The 23,577-nt window shown below is 74.4% G+C and carries 19 protein-coding genes; 2 read left to right on the top strand and 17 right to left on the bottom strand.

Annotated elements, in window-relative coordinates:
• The 11 genes from GL263_RS03520 to GL263_RS03570 form a co-directional block, all read right to left on the bottom strand.
• Window positions 1-1,121: alpha/beta fold hydrolase (locus GL263_RS03520; protein WP_182854068.1), on the bottom strand; the 1,121-nt coding region annotated here is incomplete at its 3' end.
• A complete protein-coding gene (locus GL263_RS03525; protein ID WP_182854069.1) occupies window positions 1,118-1,765 on the bottom strand; it encodes a 4'-phosphopantetheinyl transferase family protein in 648 nt (215 codons plus the stop codon). The genes GL263_RS03525 and GL263_RS03520, both read right to left, overlap by 4 nt.
• Window positions 1,752-2,528: a 2-oxo acid dehydrogenase subunit E2 gene (locus GL263_RS03530; protein ID WP_182854070.1), complete on the bottom strand. Its 777-nt coding sequence runs from the start codon at window positions 2,526-2,528 to the stop codon at window positions 1,752-1,754. Before GL263_RS03530 ends, GL263_RS03525 begins: the two co-directional genes overlap by 14 nt.
• A complete protein-coding gene (locus tag GL263_RS03535; protein WP_182854071.1) occupies window positions 2,525-2,761 on the bottom strand; it encodes an acyl carrier protein in 237 nt (78 codons plus the stop codon). The genes GL263_RS03530 and GL263_RS03535 overlap by 4 nt, the downstream gene beginning before the upstream one ends.
• Window positions 2,758-4,656: an HAD-IIIC family phosphatase gene (locus GL263_RS29025; protein ID WP_182854072.1), complete on the bottom strand. Its 1,899-nt coding sequence runs from the start codon at window positions 4,654-4,656 to the stop codon at window positions 2,758-2,760. Before GL263_RS29025 ends, GL263_RS03535 begins: the two co-directional genes overlap by 4 nt.
• The gene (locus GL263_RS03545) at window positions 4,653-5,675 is read right to left on the bottom strand and encodes a 3-oxoacyl-ACP synthase III family protein (protein WP_182854073.1); all 1,023 of its coding nucleotides are present in this window, start codon (window positions 5,673-5,675) and stop codon (window positions 4,653-4,655) included. The genes GL263_RS29025 and GL263_RS03545 overlap by 4 nt, the downstream gene beginning before the upstream one ends.
• On the bottom strand, window positions 5,672-8,767 hold the full coding sequence (locus GL263_RS03550; protein ID WP_182854074.1) for a type I polyketide synthase: 3,096 nt from the start codon (window positions 8,765-8,767) through the stop codon (window positions 5,672-5,674). Before GL263_RS03550 ends, GL263_RS03545 begins: the two co-directional genes overlap by 4 nt.
• On the bottom strand, window positions 8,764-9,045 hold the full coding sequence (locus GL263_RS03555) for an acyl carrier protein (RefSeq protein WP_182854075.1): 282 nt from the start codon (window positions 9,043-9,045) through the stop codon (window positions 8,764-8,766). The genes GL263_RS03550 and GL263_RS03555 overlap by 4 nt, the downstream gene beginning before the upstream one ends.
• Before the next feature lie 28 nt (window positions 9,046-9,073).
• The gene (locus GL263_RS03560; protein WP_182854076.1) at window positions 9,074-10,828 is read right to left on the bottom strand and encodes an acyl-CoA dehydrogenase family protein; all 1,755 of its coding nucleotides are present in this window, start codon (window positions 10,826-10,828) and stop codon (window positions 9,074-9,076) included.
• On the bottom strand, window positions 10,825-12,678 hold the full coding sequence (locus GL263_RS03565; protein WP_182854077.1) for an acyl-CoA dehydrogenase family protein: 1,854 nt from the start codon (window positions 12,676-12,678) through the stop codon (window positions 10,825-10,827). Before GL263_RS03565 ends, GL263_RS03560 begins: the two co-directional genes overlap by 4 nt.
• Window positions 12,675-14,459 (bottom strand): fatty acyl-AMP ligase, encoded by a 1,785-nt coding sequence (locus GL263_RS03570; protein ID WP_182854078.1) that lies wholly within the window; start codon window positions 14,457-14,459, stop codon window positions 12,675-12,677. The genes GL263_RS03565 and GL263_RS03570 overlap by 4 nt, the downstream gene beginning before the upstream one ends.
• Before the next feature lie 400 nt (window positions 14,460-14,859).
• Here GL263_RS03570 and GL263_RS03575 point away from each other — a divergent pair, with 400 nt between their 5' ends.
• The gene (locus GL263_RS03575; RefSeq protein WP_182854079.1) at window positions 14,860-15,675 is read left to right on the top strand and encodes an AfsR/SARP family transcriptional regulator; all 816 of its coding nucleotides are present in this window, start codon (window positions 14,860-14,862) and stop codon (window positions 15,673-15,675) included.
• A gap of 110 nt (window positions 15,676-15,785) precedes the next feature.
• On the opposite strand, the gene GL263_RS03580 is transcribed toward GL263_RS03575, so the two are convergent.
• The 6 genes from GL263_RS03580 to GL263_RS03605 all read right to left on the bottom strand — a co-directional run bounded on the left by GL263_RS03580 (window position 15,786) and on the right by GL263_RS03605 (window position 23,186).
• Complete coding sequence (locus GL263_RS03580) at window positions 15,786-17,441, bottom strand: phosphopantetheine-binding protein (RefSeq protein ID WP_323379232.1); 1,656 nt, start codon at window positions 17,439-17,441, stop codon at window positions 15,786-15,788.
• Window positions 17,438-18,979 (bottom strand): class I adenylate-forming enzyme family protein, encoded by a 1,542-nt coding sequence (locus GL263_RS03585; RefSeq protein ID WP_323379233.1) that lies wholly within the window; start codon window positions 18,977-18,979, stop codon window positions 17,438-17,440. Before GL263_RS03585 ends, GL263_RS03580 begins: the two co-directional genes overlap by 4 nt.
• Window positions 18,967-20,007 (bottom strand): ketoacyl-ACP synthase III family protein, encoded by a 1,041-nt coding sequence (locus tag GL263_RS03590; protein WP_182854080.1) that lies wholly within the window; start codon window positions 20,005-20,007, stop codon window positions 18,967-18,969. Before GL263_RS03590 ends, GL263_RS03585 begins: the two co-directional genes overlap by 13 nt.
• Before the next feature lie 258 nt (window positions 20,008-20,265).
• Window positions 20,266-21,936: an MFS transporter gene (locus GL263_RS03595; RefSeq protein WP_182854081.1), complete on the bottom strand. Its 1,671-nt coding sequence runs from the start codon at window positions 21,934-21,936 to the stop codon at window positions 20,266-20,268.
• Window positions 21,937-22,113: 177 nt separating this feature from the next.
• Window positions 22,114-22,821: a class I SAM-dependent methyltransferase gene (locus GL263_RS03600; RefSeq protein ID WP_182854082.1), complete on the bottom strand. Its 708-nt coding sequence runs from the start codon at window positions 22,819-22,821 to the stop codon at window positions 22,114-22,116.
• A gap of 191 nt (window positions 22,822-23,012) precedes the next feature.
• Window positions 23,013-23,186, bottom strand: coding sequence for a CsbD family protein (locus GL263_RS03605; protein ID WP_182854083.1), 174 nt, complete (start codon window positions 23,184-23,186; stop codon window positions 23,013-23,015).
• A 153-nt stretch (window positions 23,187-23,339) separates the two neighbouring features.
• On the opposite strand from GL263_RS03605, the gene GL263_RS03610 reads away from it, so the two are divergent.
• The gene (locus GL263_RS03610; protein ID WP_182854084.1) at window positions 23,340-23,510 is read left to right on the top strand and encodes a hydrophobic protein; all 171 of its coding nucleotides are present in this window, start codon (window positions 23,340-23,342) and stop codon (window positions 23,508-23,510) included.
• Window positions 23,511-23,577: the final 67 nt, after the last annotated feature.

The raw sequence follows: 23,577 nt of genomic DNA on the forward strand, positions 1-23,577 counted from the left end.
CGTCCGCGCAGTGCGAGGAGGGCGGCGAGGGCGCGGGCGCGCCGGTCGCCGAGGGTGTCGAGCACGCCGTGCAGCAGCCAGAGCCGGGTGTCGGTGAGGTGGGCCGGGGAGCCGTGCACGTCGTCGAACTCGACCCAGGTGAAGTCCGGCAGGTGTTCGGCGAGACGTTCCCATTCCCGGCGGGGGATGATCTCGTCGCGCCGGCTGGCGACGTAGCGGACGGGGGTCCGCACCCGGGCGAGGGTGTCCTCGTCGAGCGCGAGCGCCGTCAACTCCTTCTGTGCGAGCGTGGGTTCGCGTCGGGTGAGGTGCGCGAGCGTGGCGGTGGTGGTCTGCGGGAGGGTGGCCCACAGGGCGGGGTCGCGGAAGACGCCGTCGGTGGGCGCGCCGACGGTGTGCACGGCGGTGATCCTCGGGTCCTCGGCGGCGGCGCTCAGGGCGAGCTGTCCGGCGAAGCTGAGGGCGACGAGCTGGACTCCGGCGGCGCAGTTCGCGGCGCCGAGTTCGTCGAGGAGTTCGGGGATCATCTCGACGCTGTGCGAGCCGTAGCGGTGGGTGTTCTCGCCGACGCCGGGCATCTCGGTGACGACCACCGCGACGCCGAGTCGCCGGGCGGCGGCGAGGAAGGGCGCCCACTGCTCCTTGACGCTGATGATGCCGCCCATGACCAGCAGCAGGGGGCGGCCGGCGCGGGGTTCGAGGCCAGCGGTCCATGCCGTCAACCGGCCTCCCGACAGCGGCAGTTCGAGCCGTCTGATGTCACCGCGGGCGAGGCGCCAGGTGTCGAAGGCGCGGACGGCGAGTTCGCCGGCGGTGCGGCGGTGCTCGTCGGCCGGGTAGGGGAAGCGGGCCAGGACGTGGGCGCGGCAGGCGTGCAGGGGGCGGCCGGCGCGGCGGTGGTGGTCGGCGAGCCGGTTCCACGTGCGGGGCCAGGCCTCGGGGGTGCCGTCGCGGCGGATGGCGGCCAGGCCCTGCCGCAGCTCGGTGCGGCTGAGACCGAGGGCCTTGGCGTGCAGGGCGGCGAAGCCGGCCAGTTCGGCGAGCGGCGGCAGCGCTCCCGCCGGGGCCGCCGTCGTATCCGTGGTGTCCGTCGTATCCGTGGTGTCCGTGGTGCCCGTCATACCGTCGTCCCTTCGCGCAGGGCGGCGCCGATCCAGTAGCCCGCGGCGGTGCGGCTGCTCGGCAGCCGGCTGGTGGCCAGCCGCCAGCCGGGCGGGGGCACGTCGGCGCGGACGGTGGACAGGTCGAGCAGCAGTCCGCGCCCGTCCGCCTTGGCGACCGCCTCCTTGCACACCCACAGCCTGGCGATGGCCTCGGTGCGGGCCCGGCGGGAGAGGTCGGCGAGAGCGTCGCGCTCGCCGGGGTGGCAGACGCGGGCGAGCATGCGCGGGCCGGGTGCGATGTCCCGGTCGGCGCGTTCGACGTCGACGCCGATGCGTCCCTTGCGGCTGACGCCGAGCAGGAACAGGTCGTCGGTGTGGCTGAGGTTGAGGTCGACGGGGAGGCGTTCGCCGCTCTGCCTGTCGACGGGGTAGGGGCGGCGCCGGTGGTCGCGTTCGAGCGCGACCCGCTCGGCGGGCAGCTCCAGCAGGCGTCCGACGGTGGCGGCGACGAGGGCGCGGGAGCCGGTGCGGCCGGCTCCCCAGCGGGCCTCCTCGGCGTGGCCGACGACCACGCCGTCCCGTCGCCAGCGGGCGGTCAGCCGCTCCCAGACGGGCGCCTCGGGTTCGGGGAGCAGTTCGAGCGGTGGTTCAGCGAGCGGCATCGTCGGGCTCCGGGGTGGGTGGTCGTCGCAGGGTCTCGACGAGGTCGTCGAGGACGTCGGCGGCTTCGGCGCCGTCGAGGACGCGGTGGTCGAAGGTGAGGGACAGCGGTAGGACGGGCGCGGCGGCGAGTTCGCCGTCGCGTACGACGGGCCGGGTGGTGATCCGGCCGACGCCGACGGTCACGGCCGTGCCGCCGTGGCTGAAGAAGCGCTGCACCCGGCGGTGGCCGAGGGAGGTGACGGCGACGGTCCCCAGGTGGCGGTGGCGGTGCGCGGTGCGGTTGGCCGCGGCGAAGGCGAGCCGGCCGACGGGGTGCGGGAGCCGGCGGAGCGCGCGGACGCCGTCGAACTCGGGCAGCAGCTCCGGATCGTTGGTGGCGAGGCGGGTGATGCGGGCCTGGAGGAAGCTCCGGGAGGCCCGGTCGGCGTCGGTGAGCACCGAGGAGAGCACCACCCGGGTGTCGTCGACGACGCGGTCCAGGGTCAGTTTCACGTCGACCCACGGGTAGCGGACGAGCCGGGGCCGCAGCCCGCCGCCCCCGTACGCGGCGTTCGCGTCGGGGTGGCGGGCCAGCACGCGGCCGACGGCGTGCACGACGTGGGTGACGACGGAGACCGGCCGGGCCGCGGCGGCCCGGTGGTCGAGCAGTTCCGTGGCGTCGACCTCGGCGTCCAGGTGCACGGGGGCGGCGCCGCGGGCGTGGTGCAGGAAGTGCAGGGTGTGGCGGCGGGCCCGGGGCACCGGGGTGACCGGCGGCCTCACCGGACGATCGCGGTGTGCACACCGCGCAGGTCGCGCGCCTCCAGGACCTCCAGCATCGGGGCCGGGCTGCCGGTGGCCTGTTCGACGGCGGTGAGCACCTTGAGCAGCATCACCGAGTCCCAGCCGGGCAGGTCGTCGAAGGGGGTGTCGAGGTCGCCGGCGTCGACGGCCAGGCCGGTCTCGTCGCGGAGGAGGGTCAGGAACCGGTCGGTGTCCAGGACGGTGGTGCTCATCGCTTCTCCTCGGTCGGGGCGGTGGCGGGTGCCGGTGCGGGTAGTTCGCTGACGACCGTGAGGTGTTCGACGGCCGGCGGGAGCGTGGTGAGGTCGTGCCGGTAGCGGTGGACGCCGTCGCCGCGGTCGGGCAGGGCGGTGAAGCCGTGGTCGGGGTAGAGGGTGGCGACGCGGCCGTTGCGCGGGGTGGGCCGGTGGTCGGCGGTGACCTCGGTGGCGCCGTGCGCGGCGGCCCAGTGCAGGAGTTCGCGCAGCCAGGCGGACTCGATGCCCCGGCCGAGGACACGGCACGACATGACAAGGTTGTCGATCTCGACCCGGGGGCCGGTGCGGCGCAGGAACGCGGTGCCGATCACGCCGTGGTCACCGAACCTGTCGCCGACCCGGACGGGGCTGACCAGCACCGCCGGGTCGGCGAGCGCGGCACGGACGGCCGCCTCGTCCATGCGCAGCGTGGTGAGGTTGAACTGGTTGGTGCGCTGGGTGAGTTGGGCGAGCCGGTGCACGTCGCCCGGGCCGGGGGCGAAGAGGGTGAGGGTGGTGTCGAGTTCCTTGAGGTAGTCGGTGAGGGAGGAGAAGCCGGCGCGGAACTCGGCGCGGCGGCCCTCGGTGCGGTAGCGGCCGGCGCGCTTGCGGTCCTCGTCGGTGATGGCGGCGCTGTCGAACCAGCCCTCGGCGAGCAACCGGTCCGCGTGCGTGGCGGGTTCGCGCGCGTTGACGTCGATGACGGCGATCTCGGGACGCTTGAGCCGGACGAGCCCGGTCTCGGTGGCGCTGTCGTCGACGAACACGAGGCTGTCGCTGCCGATGCCGATGCGCTCGGCGACCTGCCCGACGGTGTCCACCTTGGGTGCCCAGTCGGCGACGACGGTGACGAAGTCGTCCCGGCGCACCAGCAGGTCGGGGTGGTCGCGCAGCACCTCGTCGACCTCGGCCGGGTCGTTCTTGCTGCACACCGCGAGCAGCACGCCCTGGCTGCCGAGCTGGGCGGCGACGCGCTGGAAGCGGCGGTGCGACTCGCCCCGGAAGCCCTCGGCCATGTCGAGGCCGGCGCCGCCGGACTCGGCGAGCGTGCCGCCCCACAGCGTGCCGTCGAGGTCGAGCACCAGGCACTTGCGGGGGCGGCCGCGCAAGGCGCGCACGAGGTGGGCGACGCGGCGGGCCAGCGCACCCAGCAGCGTGTCGCTGTAGGCGACGTGGGCGTAGATCTCCAGCCGGGGGTCGCGGGCCGGGCCGGTGGTGGCGGCGATCGGGTCGAGGTCGACGACGTGCACGCCCTCGATCGCCCCGGTGCCGAGTTCCAGCAGCTCGGCGTTGAAGCGGCGCCAGACCGCCCCGAGCCGGGCCCGCTCGCGCAGGTCGAGGATCTGGTCGGCCCACAGCGGCCACAGCGGCGCGGTGGTGAGGACGAGCGCCCCTCCCCCGGCCGTGTGCAGACGCGCCGACTCCGCGAGTTGGGCGCCGAGTTCGTCGCAGGCGGCGCTGACGTCGTCGACCGTCCAGGTCGGCTGCGGCAGCCGGTCGAAGACGGCGGAGGCGTCCAGCAGGCACAGGGTGACGTCGGCGGTGCCGGGTTCGGCGAGGGCGAGCGCGTACCCGCCCGGGTCGCCGGCGGTGACCCGGCCGACGATCTGCTGCCGGGCCAGCTCGCCGGTGAGTCGCGGCACCAGCGGGGACACCGTGCCGCTCCCGGTCAACAGGACTTCGACAAGCGGAAGTTCCGGGTGTGCCCGGTGCGCCTCGTGGTGGTCGACGGCGGCCAGCAGGGCACCTGCGCGGGCGGTCGACTCGACGTCGGCCGCAGCGAGGATCGCGGCCACCTCGGGCCACCGCGTCGCGAGTTCGCCCGCGTCGCGGATCGCTCGTACCGCGTCCAGGGGGGCGTCGGCGCTCACTTTCCCTCCAGAACGAAGCCGGTGCGTATCCACTTGCTGGACTCGATGGCGATCGCCAGCGCCCGGTCTCCCGGCTCCAGCGGGAAGAGCCGGTCCAGCTGGAGGAAGGGCAGGGCGTTGCCGTTGTTGCCGGTCTCGGCGACGCAGCTGACCTCGGTGGCGGTGAGGCCGAAGCGTTCGACGAGGCCGCGGGTGATCTGCTCGGTCATCCGGCCGCCGAGCTGCGGCGGCAGCAGGTGGGTGAGGGTGTCGGGTGCCCAGCCGGTGCGTTCCAGCAGGTCGGCGAGGACGTCGGCGGCCAGACCCGGCACGCCCGCCTCGATGGCCTTGTAGTCCTCGGCTACGGGCTGTTCGCCGCTGTCGCGGTCGGCGGCGCCGAACCAGCGGATGACCTGGCCCGGGTCGCGCCCGACGCCGACGAAGCTGTTGCGGACGGGGCCCAGGTGGGTGCCGGGCGCGTCCGGCTCGTCCGCGAGGCCGAGGACGGCGGCTCCTGCGCCGTCGCCGAAGATGACGTAGTTGACCAGCTCGCTCGGTGGCAGGGCGGCGAAGTCGTGGTCGAGCACGAGGTGTTTGGCGCAGCTGTCGGCGCCGACGACCAGAGCCGTGCGGTGCTCGTCGTCGAGCATGCGGCCCGCGAGGGAGAGCGCCTGGACGGCGCCGGCGCAGCCGGACTGGAGCTGGTAGGTGGGCACGGCCTGGAGGCCCAGCCGGTCGGCGACGAGGTTGACCGAGGCGGGCATGAGGTGGTCCGGCGACGCGGTGGCCAGGACGAGGACGTCCACGTCGTGCGGGTCGAGGTCGGCGTCGGCGAGGGCCGCCTCGGCGGCCTCGGTGGCCAGGTCGACGAGGCTGTGGGTGGGCTTGCCGGTGTCCAGGTCGACGCCCAGGTGCCGGGTGCGGGTGCCGATGAAGCGGTCCACCCAGCGCGGGTCGGTGCCGAACCGCTCCTTCAGCCGCTCGTTGCCGATCGGTTCGCCGGGCAGCGCGCTGCCGGTGCCGAGGAGGAGGTGGGTCACGACGGGACTCCTTCCGGAGCGGGGTGGGCTTGGCGCAGGTGGTCGATGAGTTCGCCGACGGTGGTGAGCCGGGGCAGCAGGGCTTCGACGTCCACCGGGCCGACCACCTGTTCGATCTCGTCGACGAGCCGCATGAGCATGATCGAGTCGAAGCCGAGTTCGGTGAGGTCGGCGTGGGGTTCCAGGGCCGCCATGTCGTGCCCGGTGACCTGGTGGATCGCGCCCCGGACCAGCGTCGCGAGGTCCCCGTCTCCGGCGGCCGGCCGCTCGCCGGGCTCGGCGGGCTCGGCGGGCTTCACGGCGGCAGCGGGCGGGGCGGTCGGCACGGCGGGTTCGGCGGGCTTGGCGGACGGCCCGGTGGGCATCGGGTCCGGGCCGTCCACCGGTTCGGGGGTGGCTTCGGGAGTGGCGGGGCGGGCGGGGCCGGCGGCCGGTGCGGCCGCCGCCGTCTCCGCCGTCCACCAGAAGCGGGAGGAGCGGTCGAAGACGTAGCCGGGCAGCGGCCGCCGGACGCGCTGCTCGGGCCCGTACCAGCGGGAGAGGTCCAGGTCGGCGCCGTCGCGGTGCAGGGCGGCGACCACGCCGGCCAGCTCGCCGCCGGTCGAGCGGGGGCCGGCGGAGCAGGCGAGCGCGGTGTGTTCGCCGAGCCTGGCCTGCAGCAGCCGCAGCAGCAGCGGGCGCGGGCCGACCTCCACCACGTGGGTCGGGGCGGCCTCGGCCAGTCGCCGCGCGGCGGCGTCGAAGCGTACGGGCGCGCAGATCTGCTCGGTCCAGTAGTCGCCGTCGAGCTTTCTCGGCTGCTCCTCGCGGACGGTGGAGTACAGCGGGACGCGGGCCTCGCCGGGCGGCACCCGGGCGGCGAGCGCGGCGAAGCGGTCCACCATGGGCCGCATCAGCGCGGAGTGGAAGGCGTGTGACACGCGTAGCGGACGCGCGCGGTGACCCGCCTCCCGTAGCAGCGCGGCGGCCCGCTTGACGGCTTCGGCGTGGCCGCTGAGGGTGACCGCGGCGGGGCCGTTGACGGCGGCGATGTCGAGTACCCGGCCCCGGCCGGCGGCGGCGACGATCGGCGCGACCGCCTCCTCGCTCGCCTCCACCGCCAGCATGGCGCCGCCGCGCGGCAGTTCGCCCATGAGCTGGCCGCGGGCGCGGACCAGGTCGGCGGCGTCGGAGAGTTCCAGCGCTCCGGCGGCGACGGCCGCGGCGTACTCGCCGACGCTGTGGCCGAGTACCGCGACCGGTCGCAGGCCCACCTCCAGCAGGGTGGCGGCGAGCGCGTACTCGACCGCGAACAGCGCGGGTTGGGCGTAGCGGGTGTGGTCGAGGTCGGCGGGGCTGTCGCCGGCCAGCAGGCGTTCGACCGTGGTGTGCGGGCCGTCGCCCAGCTCGCCGAGCGCGGCCGACGCCTCGGCGAGGTGCCGCCGGTAGGGCGCGCAGTGGCGCAGCAGTGCCGCCGTCATCCCGGCGTACTGGCTGCCCTGGCCGGTGAAGACGAGCGCCACCCGGGGGCGCCCGCGTCGTGCGGTGGCGGCCGGTGGGCGGGGGCTGTCGGCGGCCTCGCGCAGCCATTCGTCGCAGGCGTCGAGCAGTCCGTAGCGGCCGAGGCCGGCGAGCGTGGCGCGCTGCCGCAGACCGTCCTTGACGACCGTGCTGGACCAGGCGAGTTGGGCGGTGCGGCGGGGGTTCTCGGCGGCGACGGCCTCCCGCATGGCGACCACGTTCGCCGGCAGCGTGTCGGGGGTGGCGGCGCTGACGGTCACGAGCAGCGCCTCCTCCTCGGGTCGTCCGCCGGACGCCGGGCGGGCGCCGGTGGCGGCGCGCCGGGTGGCCGGGCGGTCGGGCGGGGAGGAGAGCACGAGGTGCGCGTTGGTGCCGCCGAGGCCGAAGCTGGAGACGCCCGCCAGGACCCGCCCCCGCGGCAGTCTGGTGGCCGCGCCGGCGAGCCGGAACCCGTGGTCGGCGAGCCGCAGTTCGGTGTTCTCGCTGCCGCCGGGGGTGCCGGGCAGTGTGCGGCGTTCCAGCGCGAGGGCCGTCTTGACGAGTCCGGCGATGCCGGCCGCGCCCTCCAGGTGGCCGAGGTTGCCCTTGACCGAGCCGAGCAGCGCGGGTCTGGAGCGCCCGGCGTGCACGTCGCCGAGCGCGCGCACCTCGATCATGTCGCCGAGCCGGGTTCCGGTGCCGTGGCCCTCGACGAAGTGCAGGTCGCCGGCGTCGACGCCGGCCTGGCGGTAGGCGGTGCGCACCACCTCGGCCTGGGCGAAGCGGTTGGGGGCGGTCAGTCCGTTGCTGCGGCCGTCGGAGCCGACGGCGCCGCCCTCGATGACCGCGTAGACCCGCTGGCCGTCGGCGAGTGCGTCGCTGAGCCGGCGCAGCACCACCACGGCGACCCCCTCGCCCCGGCCGATGCCGTCGGCGTCGGCGGCGAACGGCTTGCAGCGGCCGTCGGCGGCGGCGAGCCCGGCCTGCCGGTAGAAGATCGACAGGGCGGGGGTGAGGATGAGGTTGACGCCGCCGACCAGCGCGGTGTCGACCTCGCCCGCCCGCAGTCCGGTGCAGGCGAGTTGGACGGCCACCAGCGAGGAGGAGCAGGCGGTGTCGACCGCCATGCTCGGGCCCTTGAGGTCGAGGTGGTAGGAGAGCCGGTTGGCGGCCATGCAGTAGCCGTTGCCGCTGCCCCGGTGGGTGGTCATGGCGCGGTGGTCGGCGAGGTGCAGGTTGGCCCACTCGCTGGACATGACGCCCACGTGCACACTGGTGTTGCCGCCGGCGAGCGAGGCGGGGCTGACGCCGGAGTCCTCCACGGCCCGCCAGGCGGTCTCCAGCAGCAGTCGCTGCTGCGGGTCCATGCCGGCCGCCTCGACGGGCGCGACACCGAAGAAGCGGTGGTCGAAGGCGTCGGCGTCGTCGATCAGCGAGACGGGGGTCTGGGCGCCGTCGGGTTCGTCGCCTCCGGTCCGCCAGCGCGCGGCGGGCACGGGACGGGCGGTGACCTCGCCGGTGGTCAGCAGCCGCCAGAAGGCCTCCCGGTCCCGCGCGCCGGGGAAGCGGGAGTCGATGCCGACGATCGCGACGGCCCGGTCGGGTGCGTTCACGAGGCGCCGCCGGTGAGTTCGGCGTGGAGGTGCTTGGCGAGCGCGTCGATGGTCGGGTGGTCCCAGGCGACGGTCGGCTCCACGACAAGCCCGTAGTGGTCCTCCACGTCGCCGCACAGGCTCAGCACGTACACCGAGTCCAGGCCCAGCTCGGCCAGCGGCACCTCGGGGTCGACGTCGGCGGCGGGGATCTCCCGGTACTCGGCGACCCGCTCGATCAGCCAGTCGACGACCTCGTCGATGTCGGCGGGACGGGCGGTGCTCTCGGAGGTGTTCACGAAAAGACTCCTGATGGCTCTGGCCGGTTCAGACCGGCCGGCGGGCGACGGGTTCGGGGTCGATGTCGAGACTGAGTCCGGCGGCGACGCGGTGCTCCAGCTCGCCGAACAGGGCGTCGAGCGGGCCGGTGTCGCGCGGCTCGGGGAGCCGCCCGGAGCGCCGGCCGATCCGTTGCAGCACGGCGTGCAGCCAGCGCGGGTCCGGTGTGTCGCCGGGCGGGCCGGCGAGGGTGGCGGTGCCGACGCAGGCGGCGGCCGCGAGCAGCCAGGCGTAGCGTTCGGTGAGGGCCAGCGCCCGGTGGTCGGCGGCCACTCCCCTGGCGGCCGGCGGCAGCGCGGCCGACTCCGCGAGTACGGCGTCGAGTTCGGCGCGCAGACCGGGCGCGAGGGGCGCCAGGCCGGGGTGCGGCTGTGCGGCGTCCAGGACGTGGGCGAGGACGGTCAGCAGCGGGTCCTCCCGGCTGCCGCGCAGCCGCAGTGCGGCCGGGTCGAGCGGCGGCGTCGGGGAGTCGTCGAACAGCGCCGGACCGGCCGGCGGCCCGGTCAGCCGCAGCCCGGGCAGGTCGGGCAGCACGGTCAACTGGCAGCTCACCCCGCCGGCGTGGCCGATGCTGAGCCCGGCGATGTCCCGCAGGTGCTTGCCGACAAACGCGTACGCGCCCTCCCGCAGGTAGCTGCGGGCGCCGAGCAGGACGGCGAGGTCGGACAGCGCGTCCTCCACCAGGCGCGGCACGAGGTACTTGGCGGTCGCGGCGTAGCGGCCGGCGGCGGCCGGGTGCAGGTGCAGGGCGCGGGCGGCGGCTCTGGCGAGGGCGCCGGCGACCTGGAGGTCGGCGAAGGCGCCGGCGAGCAGCGAGCGGGCGTGCGGCAGGGCACTCACCGGCCTGCCGTACAGCACCCGTTCGCCGGCGAAGCGGTGCACGCCGAACAGCGCGGCCTCCAGCAGCGCGGTGCCGGCGCCCGCGGTGACGCACCGGCTGACCTGGAAGGAGCGCAGCGCGACGGACGCGCCCTCGCCGAGCCCGCCGAGCAGCGCGTCGCCGGGCACCGGGCAGCCGTCGAACTCGAAGCCGCCGAGGCGGCAGCCGGCCAGCCCGGAGGTGCGCAGCCGGGGCAGCCGCCGGAAGGTGTCGCCGGGCAGGGCGGCCAGGTCGTCGAGCAGGATCAGCGAGTGGTCCCGGCCGGTGGCGCGGGCGGCCCACGGCGTGGTGCGGGCGAAGACGACGGCGCCGGCGGCCCGGTCGGTGTTGTTGATGACGCGCTTGGTGCCGTGCAGCGTGAAGCCGTGCGGCGCGGTGTCGGCGCGCAGGTGGTTGTTGGTGAGGTCGTTGCCGTGTTCGAGCTCGTGGTAGGCGACGCTCAGCCGCTTCCCGTCGAGCAGCAGCCGGGCGACGCGTTCCCGCTGCGCGGCGTCGCCGGCCGTCCACACGTTCAACGCGGCCATGAGGGTGGTGAGTCCGTGGCCGAGGCCGAGGCCGGCGTCGAGCCGGAAGACCGGGCGCAGGCGGCGTACGAGGTTGTCGACGCCGTCGAGGCGGCCGCCGAGCCCGGTGGGCACGTACTCCGCGTTGAGCCCGGCACGGTCCAGTACGGCCTCCGCCGCGGCGAAGGGCTCCCCTCGGTCGTCGGAGGCCAGCGCGGCCTCGTAGCCGGTGGGGTTGTCCGGCGCGAAGGGGTCGCCGAGGAGTTCCCCCAGCGGCGACGGCCGGTCGGCGACGGGGAAGCCGAGGGACGTGGCGGTGGGCCGGCGGGTGTCGGTTGTGGTGGTGGTCGGGCTGGTCACAGTGCCTCCGCCCTTCGGGTGTGCAGCAGCGAGGGGAACCGGTGGCCGGCGGTCTGGCGCAGGAGTTCGCCGGTCAGCGCGGCGTAGGTCTCCTCCAGCGCCCGCTCCTCGTCCGCCGTCGGGCGGTGGCCGGCGACCAGCCGGGTGTGGACGCGGTCCAGGGCGGCGTGCAGCCAACGGCCGTCCGTCCACAGGGATTCGGGGCCGAGGGCGGTGCGGCTCACGTGGCTGTGGCTGTCCAGCCAGAGGCGGACGGCGGCGGCGCCGGCGAGCGCCCAGGTGAGGCGTCGGGCGAGGTCGAAGGCGTGCGCGGGGACGTCCGGCGGCACGATGGGCTGCTCGGCGACGTCCTCCAGCAGCTCGCCGGTCCGCTCGGCGAGGGATCGGGCCGACTCCGCGATTGGCGTCAACCTTCCGTTCTCAGCGGCGAGTTCGGCGAGCTGGGCGGCGGCCGCCGGCAGGTCGTGCAGCAGGCCGGCGCCGCGGGTGGGCATCAGCCGCAGCCGGGAGGGGTCGGCCGGGGGCAGCGGGGCACCGAGGTCGGCAGCCCGGTAGAGCCCGGCCTCCGCCGGCCGGGGCCGCCGGTGGGCGCGGCCCAGCAGCGGGAACTGGCTGACCAGGGAGTTGAGGTTGACGACCGTGTTGCCGTCGAAGAGCGAGACGATGCGGTGGTCGCGTTCGATCTTCTGGAAGACGCCGACGCCGGGGCTCACCTCCGTGCCGCGGACGTCCCGCAGCCAGGCGCGGGCGCCGAGCAGCCGGCGCAGCCTGGCGAGCAGCTGCTCGGTGCCCACCGGCACGAGGTACTTCACCGCCGGTGCCAGGATGCCGAGTTCGCCGGGCAGGGTGTGGATGGCGCGGGTGGCGAGCGTGGCGAACGCCTCGTGCAGGAGATGGTCGGCGTAGCACTCGGCGAGGGTGCGGCCGGCGGCCGGCAGGTCGAGCAGCGGCCGGCCGTAGAGGCGGCGGTCGGCGGCGAAGTGCGCGGCCTCCGCGAGCCCGTGGTCGGCGGCGCCGAGCGAGAGCGTCGCGCACAGGGTGCGGGTGAGCTGGAGGGAGCGCATCACCGTCTCCAGGCCGCTGCCCGGCGCGCCGACGCGGTCGGCGTCGGGGTCGAGCAGGACGCCGTCGAGGGTGAAGCCGCTGATGTCGGCGCCCCGGATGCCGAGCGTGCGGACCTTCGGCAGCGGCCGGTAGCTGTCGCCGGCGGTGCGGCGGTCGACGAGGTAGAGGTCGAAGCCGCGCGGGCCGCCGGCCGGGTCGCTGCGGGCCAGCACGGTGACCAGGCCGCCGCGGGTGGCGTTGTTGATGAGCCACTTCTCGCCGTCCAGCCGTACCCGGTCGCCGTCCGGGTACGCGGTCACCTCGCCGGCGACCAGGTCGCTGCCGTGGCCGCGTTCGGTGAGCCCCCAGGAGACCGGGACGCCCGCCGAGACCAGTCCGGCGACCCGGGCGGCCTGCTCGCCGCTGCCGGCGACCCACACGCTGACCGCGCCCAGGAACGTCTTGCCGTGGGCGATGGCCATGGTGAGGTCGCGGCCGGCGACGGCGCGGATCATCGCGGCGGTCGACGGGTAGTCGCGCAGCAGCCCGCCGTGCTCGACGGGGACGTAGTGGCGGGCCAGGCCGATGCCGTCCAGCGCGTCGACGTCCGCCTGGGGGAACTCCTCGCGCTCGTCGGCGAGATCGCGGACGTGGGCGTCGGCCGGGTCGACGGGACCGAGGCGGCGTTCCAGGTCCTCGGCGGCGTCGGCGGGAGTGCTCACCGTGTCCGTGGCGGCGTCCGCAGCGGTGTCTGTCACGTTGTCCGCGGCGGCGTTGGTCGCGTGGTCCGTCGCGGCGGGGTTCATCGCGCACCCGCCGTCGTGCCGGTCCGTGCGGCGGTGTTGTTCCCGGCGTCCCCGGAGGTGGGCCGCTGGGTGTGGAAGAGCGCGCGCAGCTCGTCGGCGAGGAAGCGTTCCCGCATCGCGCCGCGCCTGATCTTGCCGCTGGTGGTGCGCTCGACCGCGCCGACCGGGACGAGCACCATCGCGCCCAGGTGGACGTCGTGTTCGGCGAGCAGCGCCCGCCGGGTGGCGGCCACCATCGTCCGCGGGTCCTGGTCCCTGAGCCGTCCGGGGCGCGCCTCCTGCACCGCCACGACCGCCTCGCCGCCGCCCGGCGCGACCGGCGCGGTGAACACGGCGGTGGCGCCCTCGTGGAACAGCGGGTCGGCCGTGCGGACGGTCAGTTCGAGGTCCTGCGGGTAGAGGTTGCGGCCGTTGACGATGAGCATCTCCTTGCGGCGGCCGGTGACGTACAGCTCGCCGTCCAGCAGGGCGCCCAGGTCGCCCGTGCGGAGGAACGGCCCCTCGCCGTCGGCGAGTCGGGCGGCGAAGGTGGCCTCGGTGGCTTCCTTGTTGTCGTGGTAGCCGGCGGCGACCGAGCCGCCGCTCACCCAGATCTCGCCGACGTGCCCCTCGGGCAGTTCGCGGGAGGTGTCCGGGTCGACGACGCGCAGGTCGAAGTCGGCGACCCGGCCGCTGCCGACGAGCCGCGTCGTGCGGTCGCCGGCCGTCCCCGGGACCAGCCGGTGGTCGGCCAGCGCCCCGGCGGCCACGTCGAGCGCGCGGAAGCCCGAACCGGCCGGGGTGCTGCTGACGAGCAGCGTCGTCTCGGCCATGCCGTAGCAGGGGGTGAGGGCGGCCGGGTCGAGTCCGGCGGGGGCGAAGCGTTCGACGAACCGTTCCAGGGTGGCGGCGTGGATCGGTTCGGAGCCGTTGAGGGCGACCCGCAGGCCGGACAGGTCGAGTTCGGCGAGTTGCCGGTCGGTGGTGCGCCGGGTGACCAGCGCGTACCCGAAGTCGGGTGCGACGGTGACCGTGCCGCGCAGCTCGCTGACGGCCTTCAGCCAGCGGTGCGGATGGCGCAGGAAGGCCATCGGGGACATCAGGTACGAGGTGCCGCCGCAGAAGAGCGGGCCGAGCAACTGCCCGACCAGGCCCATGTCGTGGTAGTGCGGCAGCCAGCTCACGGACCGGGTGTGCTCGTCGACGTCCATGGCGCGGATGATCTGCGCCTCGTTGTGCGCCAGCGCCGCGTGGGTGACCAGCACGCCCTTGGGGTCGCTGGTGGACCCGGAGGTGTACTGGAGGAACGCCAGCGCCGACGGGTCGGGGGCGGGCAGCGACCCGCCGGGTTCGGCGAGTTCGGACTCGACGTGCACGCTCACCCGGTCCAGCAGGCCGGCGCGGGTCAGCCAGTCCGCGACCGCCGGGCGGGCGTCGGGGCTGGTGAGCACGTGCCGCACGCCGGCGTCCGCCACGATCCCGGTCAGACGGGCGTCGCCGCGTCCGCTGCTCTCCGGCAGCGGCGCCGGCGTGCCGACGGCTCCGGAGAGGAAGCAGCCGAGGATCGCCACCGCGAAGTCGAGCCCGGTCGGGTGGAGCAGCAGCACCCGCTCCCCGGTCAGCTCACGCGCGACCAGTCCGCCGGCCAGCGCCCTGGCGCGGGCGTCCAGCTCTCCGTAGGTCAGTCGGGGCCCGCCGCAGCCGCCGTCGAAGTCCTCGACGAAGGCGACCGCGGGGTGGTCGGGCCGTGTCTCGACCCAGCCCTGAAACTGCTTCGCAAAGTGGTCTGCGAACTTTCTCACCGGCACACCTCCCAGGTCTGCCTCGACGCTAGGAGTCACCGCTTGGCCTTGCGGTGAAGCGATGCTTATTCGCCGCTGAAGCACCGCCCGCGGAGGTGGTTGAAGAGAACACAAAGCGAACGGAGCAAGATCAGGAGCATCCGAAGTCACATGCGTCACACGACACGGATGAACACTCTGTCAAGTTTCGCTGTGAACTTCATCACATCTTTGTCGATTTCCCAGAAATGCCGTGCAACTAGGTAATCTCAGTGCAGTCCCACCGACCCCGCGGCCGGGTGAAGAATCGATGCAGCACGCAAGGAAAGGGGCGTGCCCCCACCTCTCGACGTTACCGGCGGTATCTCGGTGGCCTGTATTTAAGTGGCAGTAGGCGAGCAAGACGACATGGGGGACCTACGTGCGTTTCGAAGTGCTCGGACCGCTCTCGGTGGTCGACTACCGGCACGATCAGGACACGTCACTGCTACCCAGTGCGAGCAAGAAGCGCGTCCTCCTCGCGGCGCTGCTCTCCCGCGTGGGCGAGGTCGTGTCCACGCAGAGTCTCATCACGGAGATCTGGGCTGACCAGCCGCCTCGCAAGGCCCGGGGCGCGCTCCACGTCTACATGGCGCAGCTGCGCAACCAGCTCGCCGAGAGCGCGTCACCCGAGCACCGTGCACAGATAGTCACCGAACCACCCGGATACCTTCTCCGGCTCGGCGGTGCGGAATTCGACCAGCACGACTTCGACATTCTCATGAAGGAGGCCCGAAAGGATTTCGACGCCGGTGATTTACCGGCGGCTTCCAAGGCGGTGAGAGCGGCGCTCGGACTTTGGAGGGGCCCGGCGCTGGCCGGCCTGACCGACGGCGAACTACTGAGCGTGTACGCCACCTGCCTGGACGAGGAATACGTCGCCGCACTGGAACTCCGCATCGAGCTGGACCTACTGCTTGGTAAGCACCGGGCAATCATCTCGGAACTGACCCGGCTCATCCATGAGTACCCACTCCGGGAGACGTTCTACCGTCACCTCATGTTGGCCTACTACCGATCCGAACGTCAGGCGGACGCCCTGAACTGCTTTCTCCAGCTCCGGGAGCGGCTGCGGAACGACCTCGGTGTCGAGCCGTGCCGCCCGGTGCAGCGGCTCCACCAGGCCGTGCTCAGCGCCGACCCGGCCCTGGACCACCAGTTCACCCGCCCCGAGTACCTGGCCCGCGTCCCTTCCTGACCGGCCCCCGACGGCCGCGCCCGGTGATCCGGGCGCGGCCGTCGCGCGTTTCGCGGAGAGACCGTCGGGCGGGAACGGCGGGTGGTGAACGGCGGGTGGTGACGCCGTCGTCAGCCGGCGCGGACGCTCTCCACGACCGTCCACAGACTGCCGGCGGTCGCGAACGACTCCGGGGTGAGGTCGTCGTCCGGGATCGCCACCGCGTACGTCTCCTCCAGCCGCACCAGCAGCTCCACCAGGGCGAGCGAGTCGAGGCCGGCCGCGCGCAGGCTCGTGTCCGGGCCGACGTCCTCGCCCAGTCTGGGCAGCACCGACCGCAGCGCCGCCACGTAGTCGGCGTCCCACGGCCCGCCGCCGGCGCCCCCCGCCGGTACGGCCGTCATCGTCCGCTCCTCCACCGCGCTCTCCTCACTCGTGTGGTCCTCCCGCCGCTCCGGGTGCGCGGTCGGGTCCGCCGTCCGCGCCGGCACCGGCTCGCGGACGAGGGTCAGCCGGGTCGCCGAGACGACCCGCGGGCCCTGTGGGCCGGCCGGTCCGTCGACGACGACCTCGGCCGCGGCCGGCCGGCTGAGGAAGCCGAGCAGGCTGGCAGTCGCGCCGTAGGCACCGACGTTCGGTATGGCGAGGTGCTGGCCGACGGTCAGGTCCGGCAGGTCCACGGCGCCGCGGCCCAGCGTGTCGGCCGGTGTGCACAGCGGCCCGACCAGCCGGGTCCTGGCGGGCGGCGTCGCCGTGACCGCCGCGGAACCGACGGGCGCCTCGTCGGCGGACTCGGCCGGCACCGCCAGCGGCACGGCCGACAGCGGCAGCAGCCGGCCGATGCCGGACAGCCCGCCCAGGTGGTTGATGCCGGTGTCCAGCACGGCGAAGCGGGTGTCGCGGCTGTCCTTGACGTCGCTGACCGTGCAGAGCAGCGTGCCGCTGTCCCCGACCAGGTGGCGTCCGCTCTCGAACAGCACCTCGACACCGCCGTCGGACCACGCCGGGAAGTGCCGGTCGAGCTCCTCGGTGAGCGCCTTCCGCAACCCCGGGTAGCGGGGCCGGTCGCCGGTCTGCGCGAAAGGGGCGCCGAAACCGCCGCCGAGATCCAACACCGTGATGTCCAGCGCGAGTTGCTCGGCGAGCGTGGCGGCGGTGCGGATACTCCCCGTCATCTCCGCGACCAGGCTCGCCTCGTCGGCGGCGTTGGTCAGCGGGAAGAAGTGGAAGCCGACGAGCCGCGCGCCCTTGAGGTCGGCGTCGCGCAACTCCTCGCCGTACCCGGCGAGCACGGCCGCGTCCGTACCGAACTGCGAGGCGTCACCGGTCATCCGCATGCCCGCGCTGCCGGGCGCCTCGGCGCCGTTGACCCGCAGCACGCAGTCCACCTCCTGCCCGCTCTCCCTGGCGACCCGCGCCACCCGGCGCAGGTCCACCAGCGACTCGGTGGAGAACGTGCGCACCCCGGCGGCGATCGCGGTCCGCAGCTCCTCCGCGGTCTTGCCGGGGCCGGTGTAGAAGCACGTGGCCGGGTCGGCGCCGGCGGCGAGCGCGGTGCGCAGTTCGCCGGTGGAGGAGAGTTCGGCGCGGCAGCCGCCGGCCAGCAGCTCCCGCACCAGGTCGACGTGGGGGTTGGCCTTGAGCGAGTACAGGACGTGGGCGCCCTGCGGCAGGCTGGAGCGCAGGTCGGCCAGCGCGGCCCGCACCCGGTTCAGGTCGTAGACGTAGAGCGGGCTGCCGTACGTCGCCAACAGCCGTGCGGCGTCGGCCGGTTCAGGGATGGTCACTTCGCACTCCCGGTCGTCGGCCGCAGCGTCTCGCGCAGCCGCTTCTTGTCGGTCTTGCCGTTGCCGGTCAGCGGCAGCTCCGGCAGGCGGTGGCAGTCGGCGGGCACCTTCGCCGGTTCCAGCAGCCCGGCCATCTCGTCCAGCACCTCGCGCGGATCGCGGTCGCCGGTGAAGAACAGCGTCAGGTCCTGGTCGCCCTCCGGCGGCAGCACCGCCACCGCGCGCACACCCGGGACCCGGGCGGCCGCCGCCTCGACCTCGATCAGCGACGCCCGCACACCGCGCCGCTTGAACTGGTCGTCCCGCCGGCCGTGGAAGTAGAGGTGCCCGTCCGCGTCGAGGCTGCCGTAGTCGCCGGTACGCAGCCGGCGGCCGCCGCCGTACGGGTCCTCGTCGTAGCGCTGCGCGGTCAGCTCCGGCGCGCCCCGGTAGCCGGCCATCACGTGCGGGCCGGTCACGGTGATCTCGCCGATGACACCCGGCGGGACCTCGCGGCCCGTCTCGTCGACGATCCGCACGACCGTGCCGTCCAGCGCGGTGCCGGACGACCCCGGGCGGGCCAGGTCGACGTCCGGTTCGGCGATCGTCACCCGCTTGCACTCGGTGATGCCGTACATCAGCACCACCGAACAACCCGGGAAGGCGTCCCGCAGCCCCCGGATGTCCGACGCCGTCAGCGCGGCACCGGTGTTGGTGAACATCCGCACGTGGTCGACCGGTTCGCCGCGCCGGGCGAGCCGGGCCAGCATGCGCGCGGTCGACGGCACGATCGGCAGCACGGTCGCCCGGGTGCGCCGCACCAGCCGCAGCATGCCGACCGGGTCCTCCGCGTCCGCCAGCACCAGCTCGGCACCCGCGAGCACCGACAGCAGCAGCTGGTACAGCCCGTAGTCGAAGGAGAACGGCGAACCGACGAGGACGACGTCCGAGGACCGGTAGCCCAGCCGCCGGTGGATGGCCCGCGCCGCGAAGTCGACGGCGGAGTGCGGGCAGACGACGCCCTTCGGGGCGGAGGTGCTGCCGGAGGTGTAGACGAGCAGCGCGGTGGCGTCCGGGGCGGCGGGCGCGTCGGCGCCGCCGGACGCGTCCGGGGCCACCGCGTCCTCCAGGGTCAGCACCCGGCACGGCACCTCGGGCAGCTCCGGGAGCTCCTTCGCCGGGGCCAGCAGCACGGCCGGCTCGGCGTCCGCCAACACCGAGACCAGCCCGGCCGGCGGCAGCTGCGGGCTCAGCGGCACCAGCGCCGCGCCCGCCCGCAACGTGCCGAACAGCGCGGCCGCCACCTCGCAGCGGTTCCGCGACCGCAGCGCGACCCGGTCCCCGGGCCGCACCCCCGACCGCCTCAGCGCGTCCCGCACGGCGTTCGCCGCAGCGTCCAACTCGGCGTAGGTCCACGCGCGTTCGGCGTCCCGGACGGCCGGCGCCGCGGGCGCCCGGCGGACCGCGTCGGCCAGCATCTCCGGCACGTGCCCGTCCGCCGGCACGCGACCGTCCGCCGGCGCGCCCCGCCCGACCGGCTCCCGCGTCACCGGGGCCACGTCCGCTCGGTCGGCTCGGGCAGCGGCCCCAGCACCTCCACGACCGCGCTGGTGCAGGTCAGCCCCGCGCCGCCGCCGACGATCAGCACCCGATCGCCGGCCCCGACGACCTTCTCCGCGATCAGGTGCCGCAGCCCGGCGAACTGGTCGCCGGCACCGAGGTGGCCGTGCGTCCTGGCGAACGGCCAGGTCGTCTGCTCCTCCCCCACGCCGACGAGCTGGCTGAGCTGCCAGTCCAGCTTGGCGCGGCCGGCGGCCGGGATCACCACGCCGCCCAGGTCGGCCAGTTCCGTCTTGGCCTCCGCCAGCGCGGTCATCACCGAGGTCTGCACGGCCTCCGCGAGGCGGACCGTGGAGGCGCGCATGCCGCCGTGGTGGGCGAAGTGGTGCTCGATGCGGCTGGTGATGTCCAGCGGGCCCGGCTGGTAGCTGTCGTGGAAGCGCTCGCCGCGCAGCACCTGCTCCAGGCCGTTGTCCGACACCGTCGCGGTCGACAGCAGCCGGGCGAAGCCGCCCTCCGTCGACAGCACCATCGCCGTGCCGCCGTCGCCGTACGGCAGGCCCTTCTCCGTGCGCCAGCGGTCCACACCCGGCAGGCAGAAGCGGTCGCCGGTCGTGAGGAGCGCCGCGCCGCCCTTCTCGAACACCAGCCGCGAGGCCGCCAGGTCCATGCCGCCCACGGCCGCGTTGCACTGCTGCTGGAGGTCGAACGCCATCACGGACTCGCCCACCGAGAAGCGCGCCACGTAGGAGGCCGCCGGCCACATGTCCACGCCCTGGTACCAGAGGCTGGAGTGGAACACCATGCGGATGTCGGCGGTGTTCACGGACGAGTGCGTGAGCGCGCCACGGGCGGCCAGCACCGCCATCTCCGGTCCCGCCTTCTCCGGCTCGACCAGTACCGACGTGATGCCGTTCGCCTCGCACTCCTCGGCGTCGTACTCCCCCGCCGCGACCGCGTCCGCGGCGGCGACCGGCGGTGGCAGATAGACACCGAGGCCGGCGATGTAGATGTCGTCCCACTGCATGTCGTGCTCCTTCGCGTGTACGCACGGCGCCGAACTGTTCGTCCGCGCCCTCAGGTTGGGTCAGCCGGCTGAGGCCGGGCTTAGGCCGTCCTTTGCGGCTCCTTCCGTTCGGCTGGACGGGGGTCCGGCCGCACGGGCCGGGGGTGACGCGCGTAGCGGCGGCGGGCGGGGCGGTGCCGGTTGACGCGCGTAGCGATCACGGCTGCCCCCGCCGCCACCGGACGGCCGTGACAACGGCCCGGCGACGGCGGGGGCCTGCTACCGGCGTCCCTCGTCGGCGGCCAGGACCGGAGGCCGGTCCGGCGGCCCGGGGGCGGGCCCCGGAGCCGGCGCGCCGGCGACGTGCGGCGGCCCGGGGTCGGCCTTCACCGTGCCGGCTTCGGCCTTGGCGTCGGCCTCGGCCTCGGGCCGCGTCGGCTGCTGGTCGCGGGCCAGCAGCCGGAAGGCCACCGCCGCGCCCAGCACCGTCACCAGGGCCGCGACCGTCAACGCGGCCCGCACGGCGTCGTCGAACGCCGCGTCCGCGCGCTCGGCCAGCGCCGCTCCCGCCCGCGCCGGCAGTTCCTCGGCCACCGCGCGTGCCTGCTGCAACGTGGTGGGGCCCTCCAGCGCCTGGACGAACACCCTGTTGAGCACCGCGCCGACGGCCGCGATGCCCAGCGCGAACCCGGTCTCCTGCATCGTGTCGTTCAGTGCGGAACCCGAGCTGGCCCGGTCGTCGCTCAGCGTGGAGACCAGCAGGTCGGTGGCGACCGGTGTGGCCACCCCGAAACCCACCCCGACCGCGACCAGCGCCGGGGCGATCACCGGGTAGCTCCCGCCCCACCAGCCGACCACCGCGATGCCCGCCGCGACCAGCAGCAGCCCGCCGGTCACCGTCATCCGGGGCCCCAACCGCCGTGCCACCAGCGGCGAACAGGCCGACGCCGCGAACGCCGTGAGCGCGATCGGTCCCACCGCGAGGCCCGCCGCCAGCGGGCTCATGCCCAACTGCACCTGCAGCCGCTGGGTGAGGACAAACAGCGTGCCCGCCAGGCCGAAGAACAGCAGCATGTTCCCCAGGGCCGCGCCCCGGAACCGCTCCCGCCGCAGCAGCGCCAACTCCACCAGCGGGAACGCCGTACGCCGCAGCCGGCGCATGAACGCGACGCCCGCCGCCAGCGTCACCGCCGCGCCCAGCCCGGTCCGGAGCGCCAGCACGCCGTGCTGGCCGGCCTCGATGACGGTGAACACCAGCGCGCCGACCGCCACCACCGACAGCATCGCGCCCAGCGCGTCCGTCGGCCGCCGCTGCGGGTCGGCGGACTCCCGGACGAGGAACACCCCGGCCACCACCACCGCCACCGCCGGCGGCACGTTCAGCCAGAACACGCCGGACCAGCCCGCCGTCGTCACCACCAGCCCGCCCAGCACCGGCCCGAGCGCCACCCCGAGCACCGCGATACCCGTCCACAGCGCGATCGCGCGGGCCCGCTCCCGGCGCGGGAACGCGTGCAGCAGGATCGCCAACGTCCCCGGCATCACAAACGCCGCCGCCGCGCCCAACACCGCCCGGACCAGCACCACATGCCACGCCTCGGTGGCCAGCACGGCAAGCGCCGACGCCACCCCGAACACCGCCAGGCCGCCCAGCGTCATCCGCTTGCGGCCCCACCGGTCCGACCAGGCGCCGGCCACGATCAGCAGCCCGGCGAAGACGATCGAGTAGCTGTCCACGATCCACTGCACGGTCGGCAGATCCGCGCGTAGATCCCGCATGAGCTCGGGGATCGCCACGTTGAGCGAGGAGTTGTTGAGGACGACCACACACAGCGCGAAGCCCATGAGCAGCAGCACCAGCCACCGCTCACGCCCCGCGCGGGGGTCCTCCGGCCGGTCGTCGTCGGGCGGCCCGTCGGCCGGCTGGGTCTCGGCGCGGGGCGTCGTCACAGGCGTCTCCTCGTCGACGGTTCTACCGAACCGATGACGCCACGCCCCCCTTAAGCCGCCCTTATCCCGCCCCATGCCCCGGCACGTCCGCCCTGGTCACGCGTCCACGCCGGCGTAAGCCCGGTGGGACCCCGACCCCGGGCCGGCCCTGAGGCCCCGCCGGACCCGGGCCGGCCCTCAGCGCAGCGTGGCGGCGACCAGCCGGCAGCGCGGCGCACCGTCCGGGCGGCGCCCCAGCGCCTCCAGCGGATACAGCTCCACGTCGAAGCCCGCCGCACACAACTCCGCCCGCACGTCGGCGAGTCGGAACGTGCGGTAGTACATGACAAACGGCGGGCGCCACACGGCGTTCCGCACCCGCATCGCCGCGTCGAACCCCACCTGGAACCACCACCCGGAGCCGCCGGGACGCGGCGGCGCCGCGATCGGGAACAGGAACCGTCCGCCCGGACGCAGCACCCGGGCCACCTCCGCGAAGACCCCCGGACGCTCCTCCGGCCGGAAGTGCCCGAACGCGCCGAAACTCGCGACCACGTCGAAGACCCGCCCGAACGGCAGCGTCCCCGCCTCACCCCGCACCCACACCGCGTCCTCGTGCCGCCGGGCAACCGCCAGCATGCCGGCGCTGAGATCCACTCCGACGACGTCGTCACGGCACAGCCGCCGCAACACCCGCGTCCCGGCCCCCGTGCCGCAGCACAGATCAAGACCGCGCCCGAACGGGCCCAGGCCCCGCGCCACTTCGGCCACCGCGTCCAGCACCACGTCGGGCGTGCGGAACGGCGTGTGGTCGAACTTCGGCGCCAGCAGGTCGTAGCCGCGCTCCACCGACGAGAGCGCCTGCACGGCCAACTCCCGCACTGTCGGCCCCTCAGCAGAGAACATCCGTCGAGCATACGGCGCCGCCACCGCTCGGCGGCGGCGTTCCGCCCACCCGGAACGGCTCATCTGCCCTGGGCTGGGCCCGCGATGAAGTCCGGGGTCGAGCCCCGGAGGGAAAAGGAACGCCCCGGAGGATAAGCGTGGTGCGCGTATCCTCCGGGGCGTTCACATTCCGTCCGCATCCGACCTCCCGGTCAGTCGCGGAAGGCGTCCTTGGCCTTTTCCTTGGCCTGGCGCAGATCGCCCTTGGCCTTCTCGGTGCGGCCCTCCGCCGTTCGGCGCTCGTTGCCGACGGTCCGGCCGACCTGCTCCTTCGCGGCGCCCTTGAGCTGTTCCGCCTTGGCCTTGGCCTTCTCGTTGTCCGCCACGGAAATCACTTCCCTCGGTCGACGATGGGCGACTGTCAGTGCTTCTGACCGATCTCCCCGCCGTCAAACCCATGATCTCGCGAGATTGTTTCTCCACGGAATCACGAGTGAGGGGCGTGGAAGGGGGTACGCGGTTGCCAGGAGGTGAGGGACATGCCCGCTCTTCTTCTTGTCCTGCTACTCGCGCTGATTCTTTTCGGTGCCGGTTTCGCCGTTGAGGTGCTGTGGTGGTTCGCGGTGGCCGTACTGGTCATCTGGCTGCTCGGCTTCGTCTTCCGCTCGGCCGGAAGTGGCGGCCAGCGAGGAACCTGGTACCGCTGGTAGCGCCTGGACACGTTGAGCGACGGTGGGTCCGGACCACAAGGTCCGGACCCACCGTCGTGTGTGGCCC

It is taken from the genome of Streptomyces durbertensis, from assembly GCF_014156695.1.
Classification (GTDB): Bacteria; Actinomycetota; Actinomycetes; order Streptomycetales; family Streptomycetaceae; genus Streptomyces; species Streptomyces durbertensis.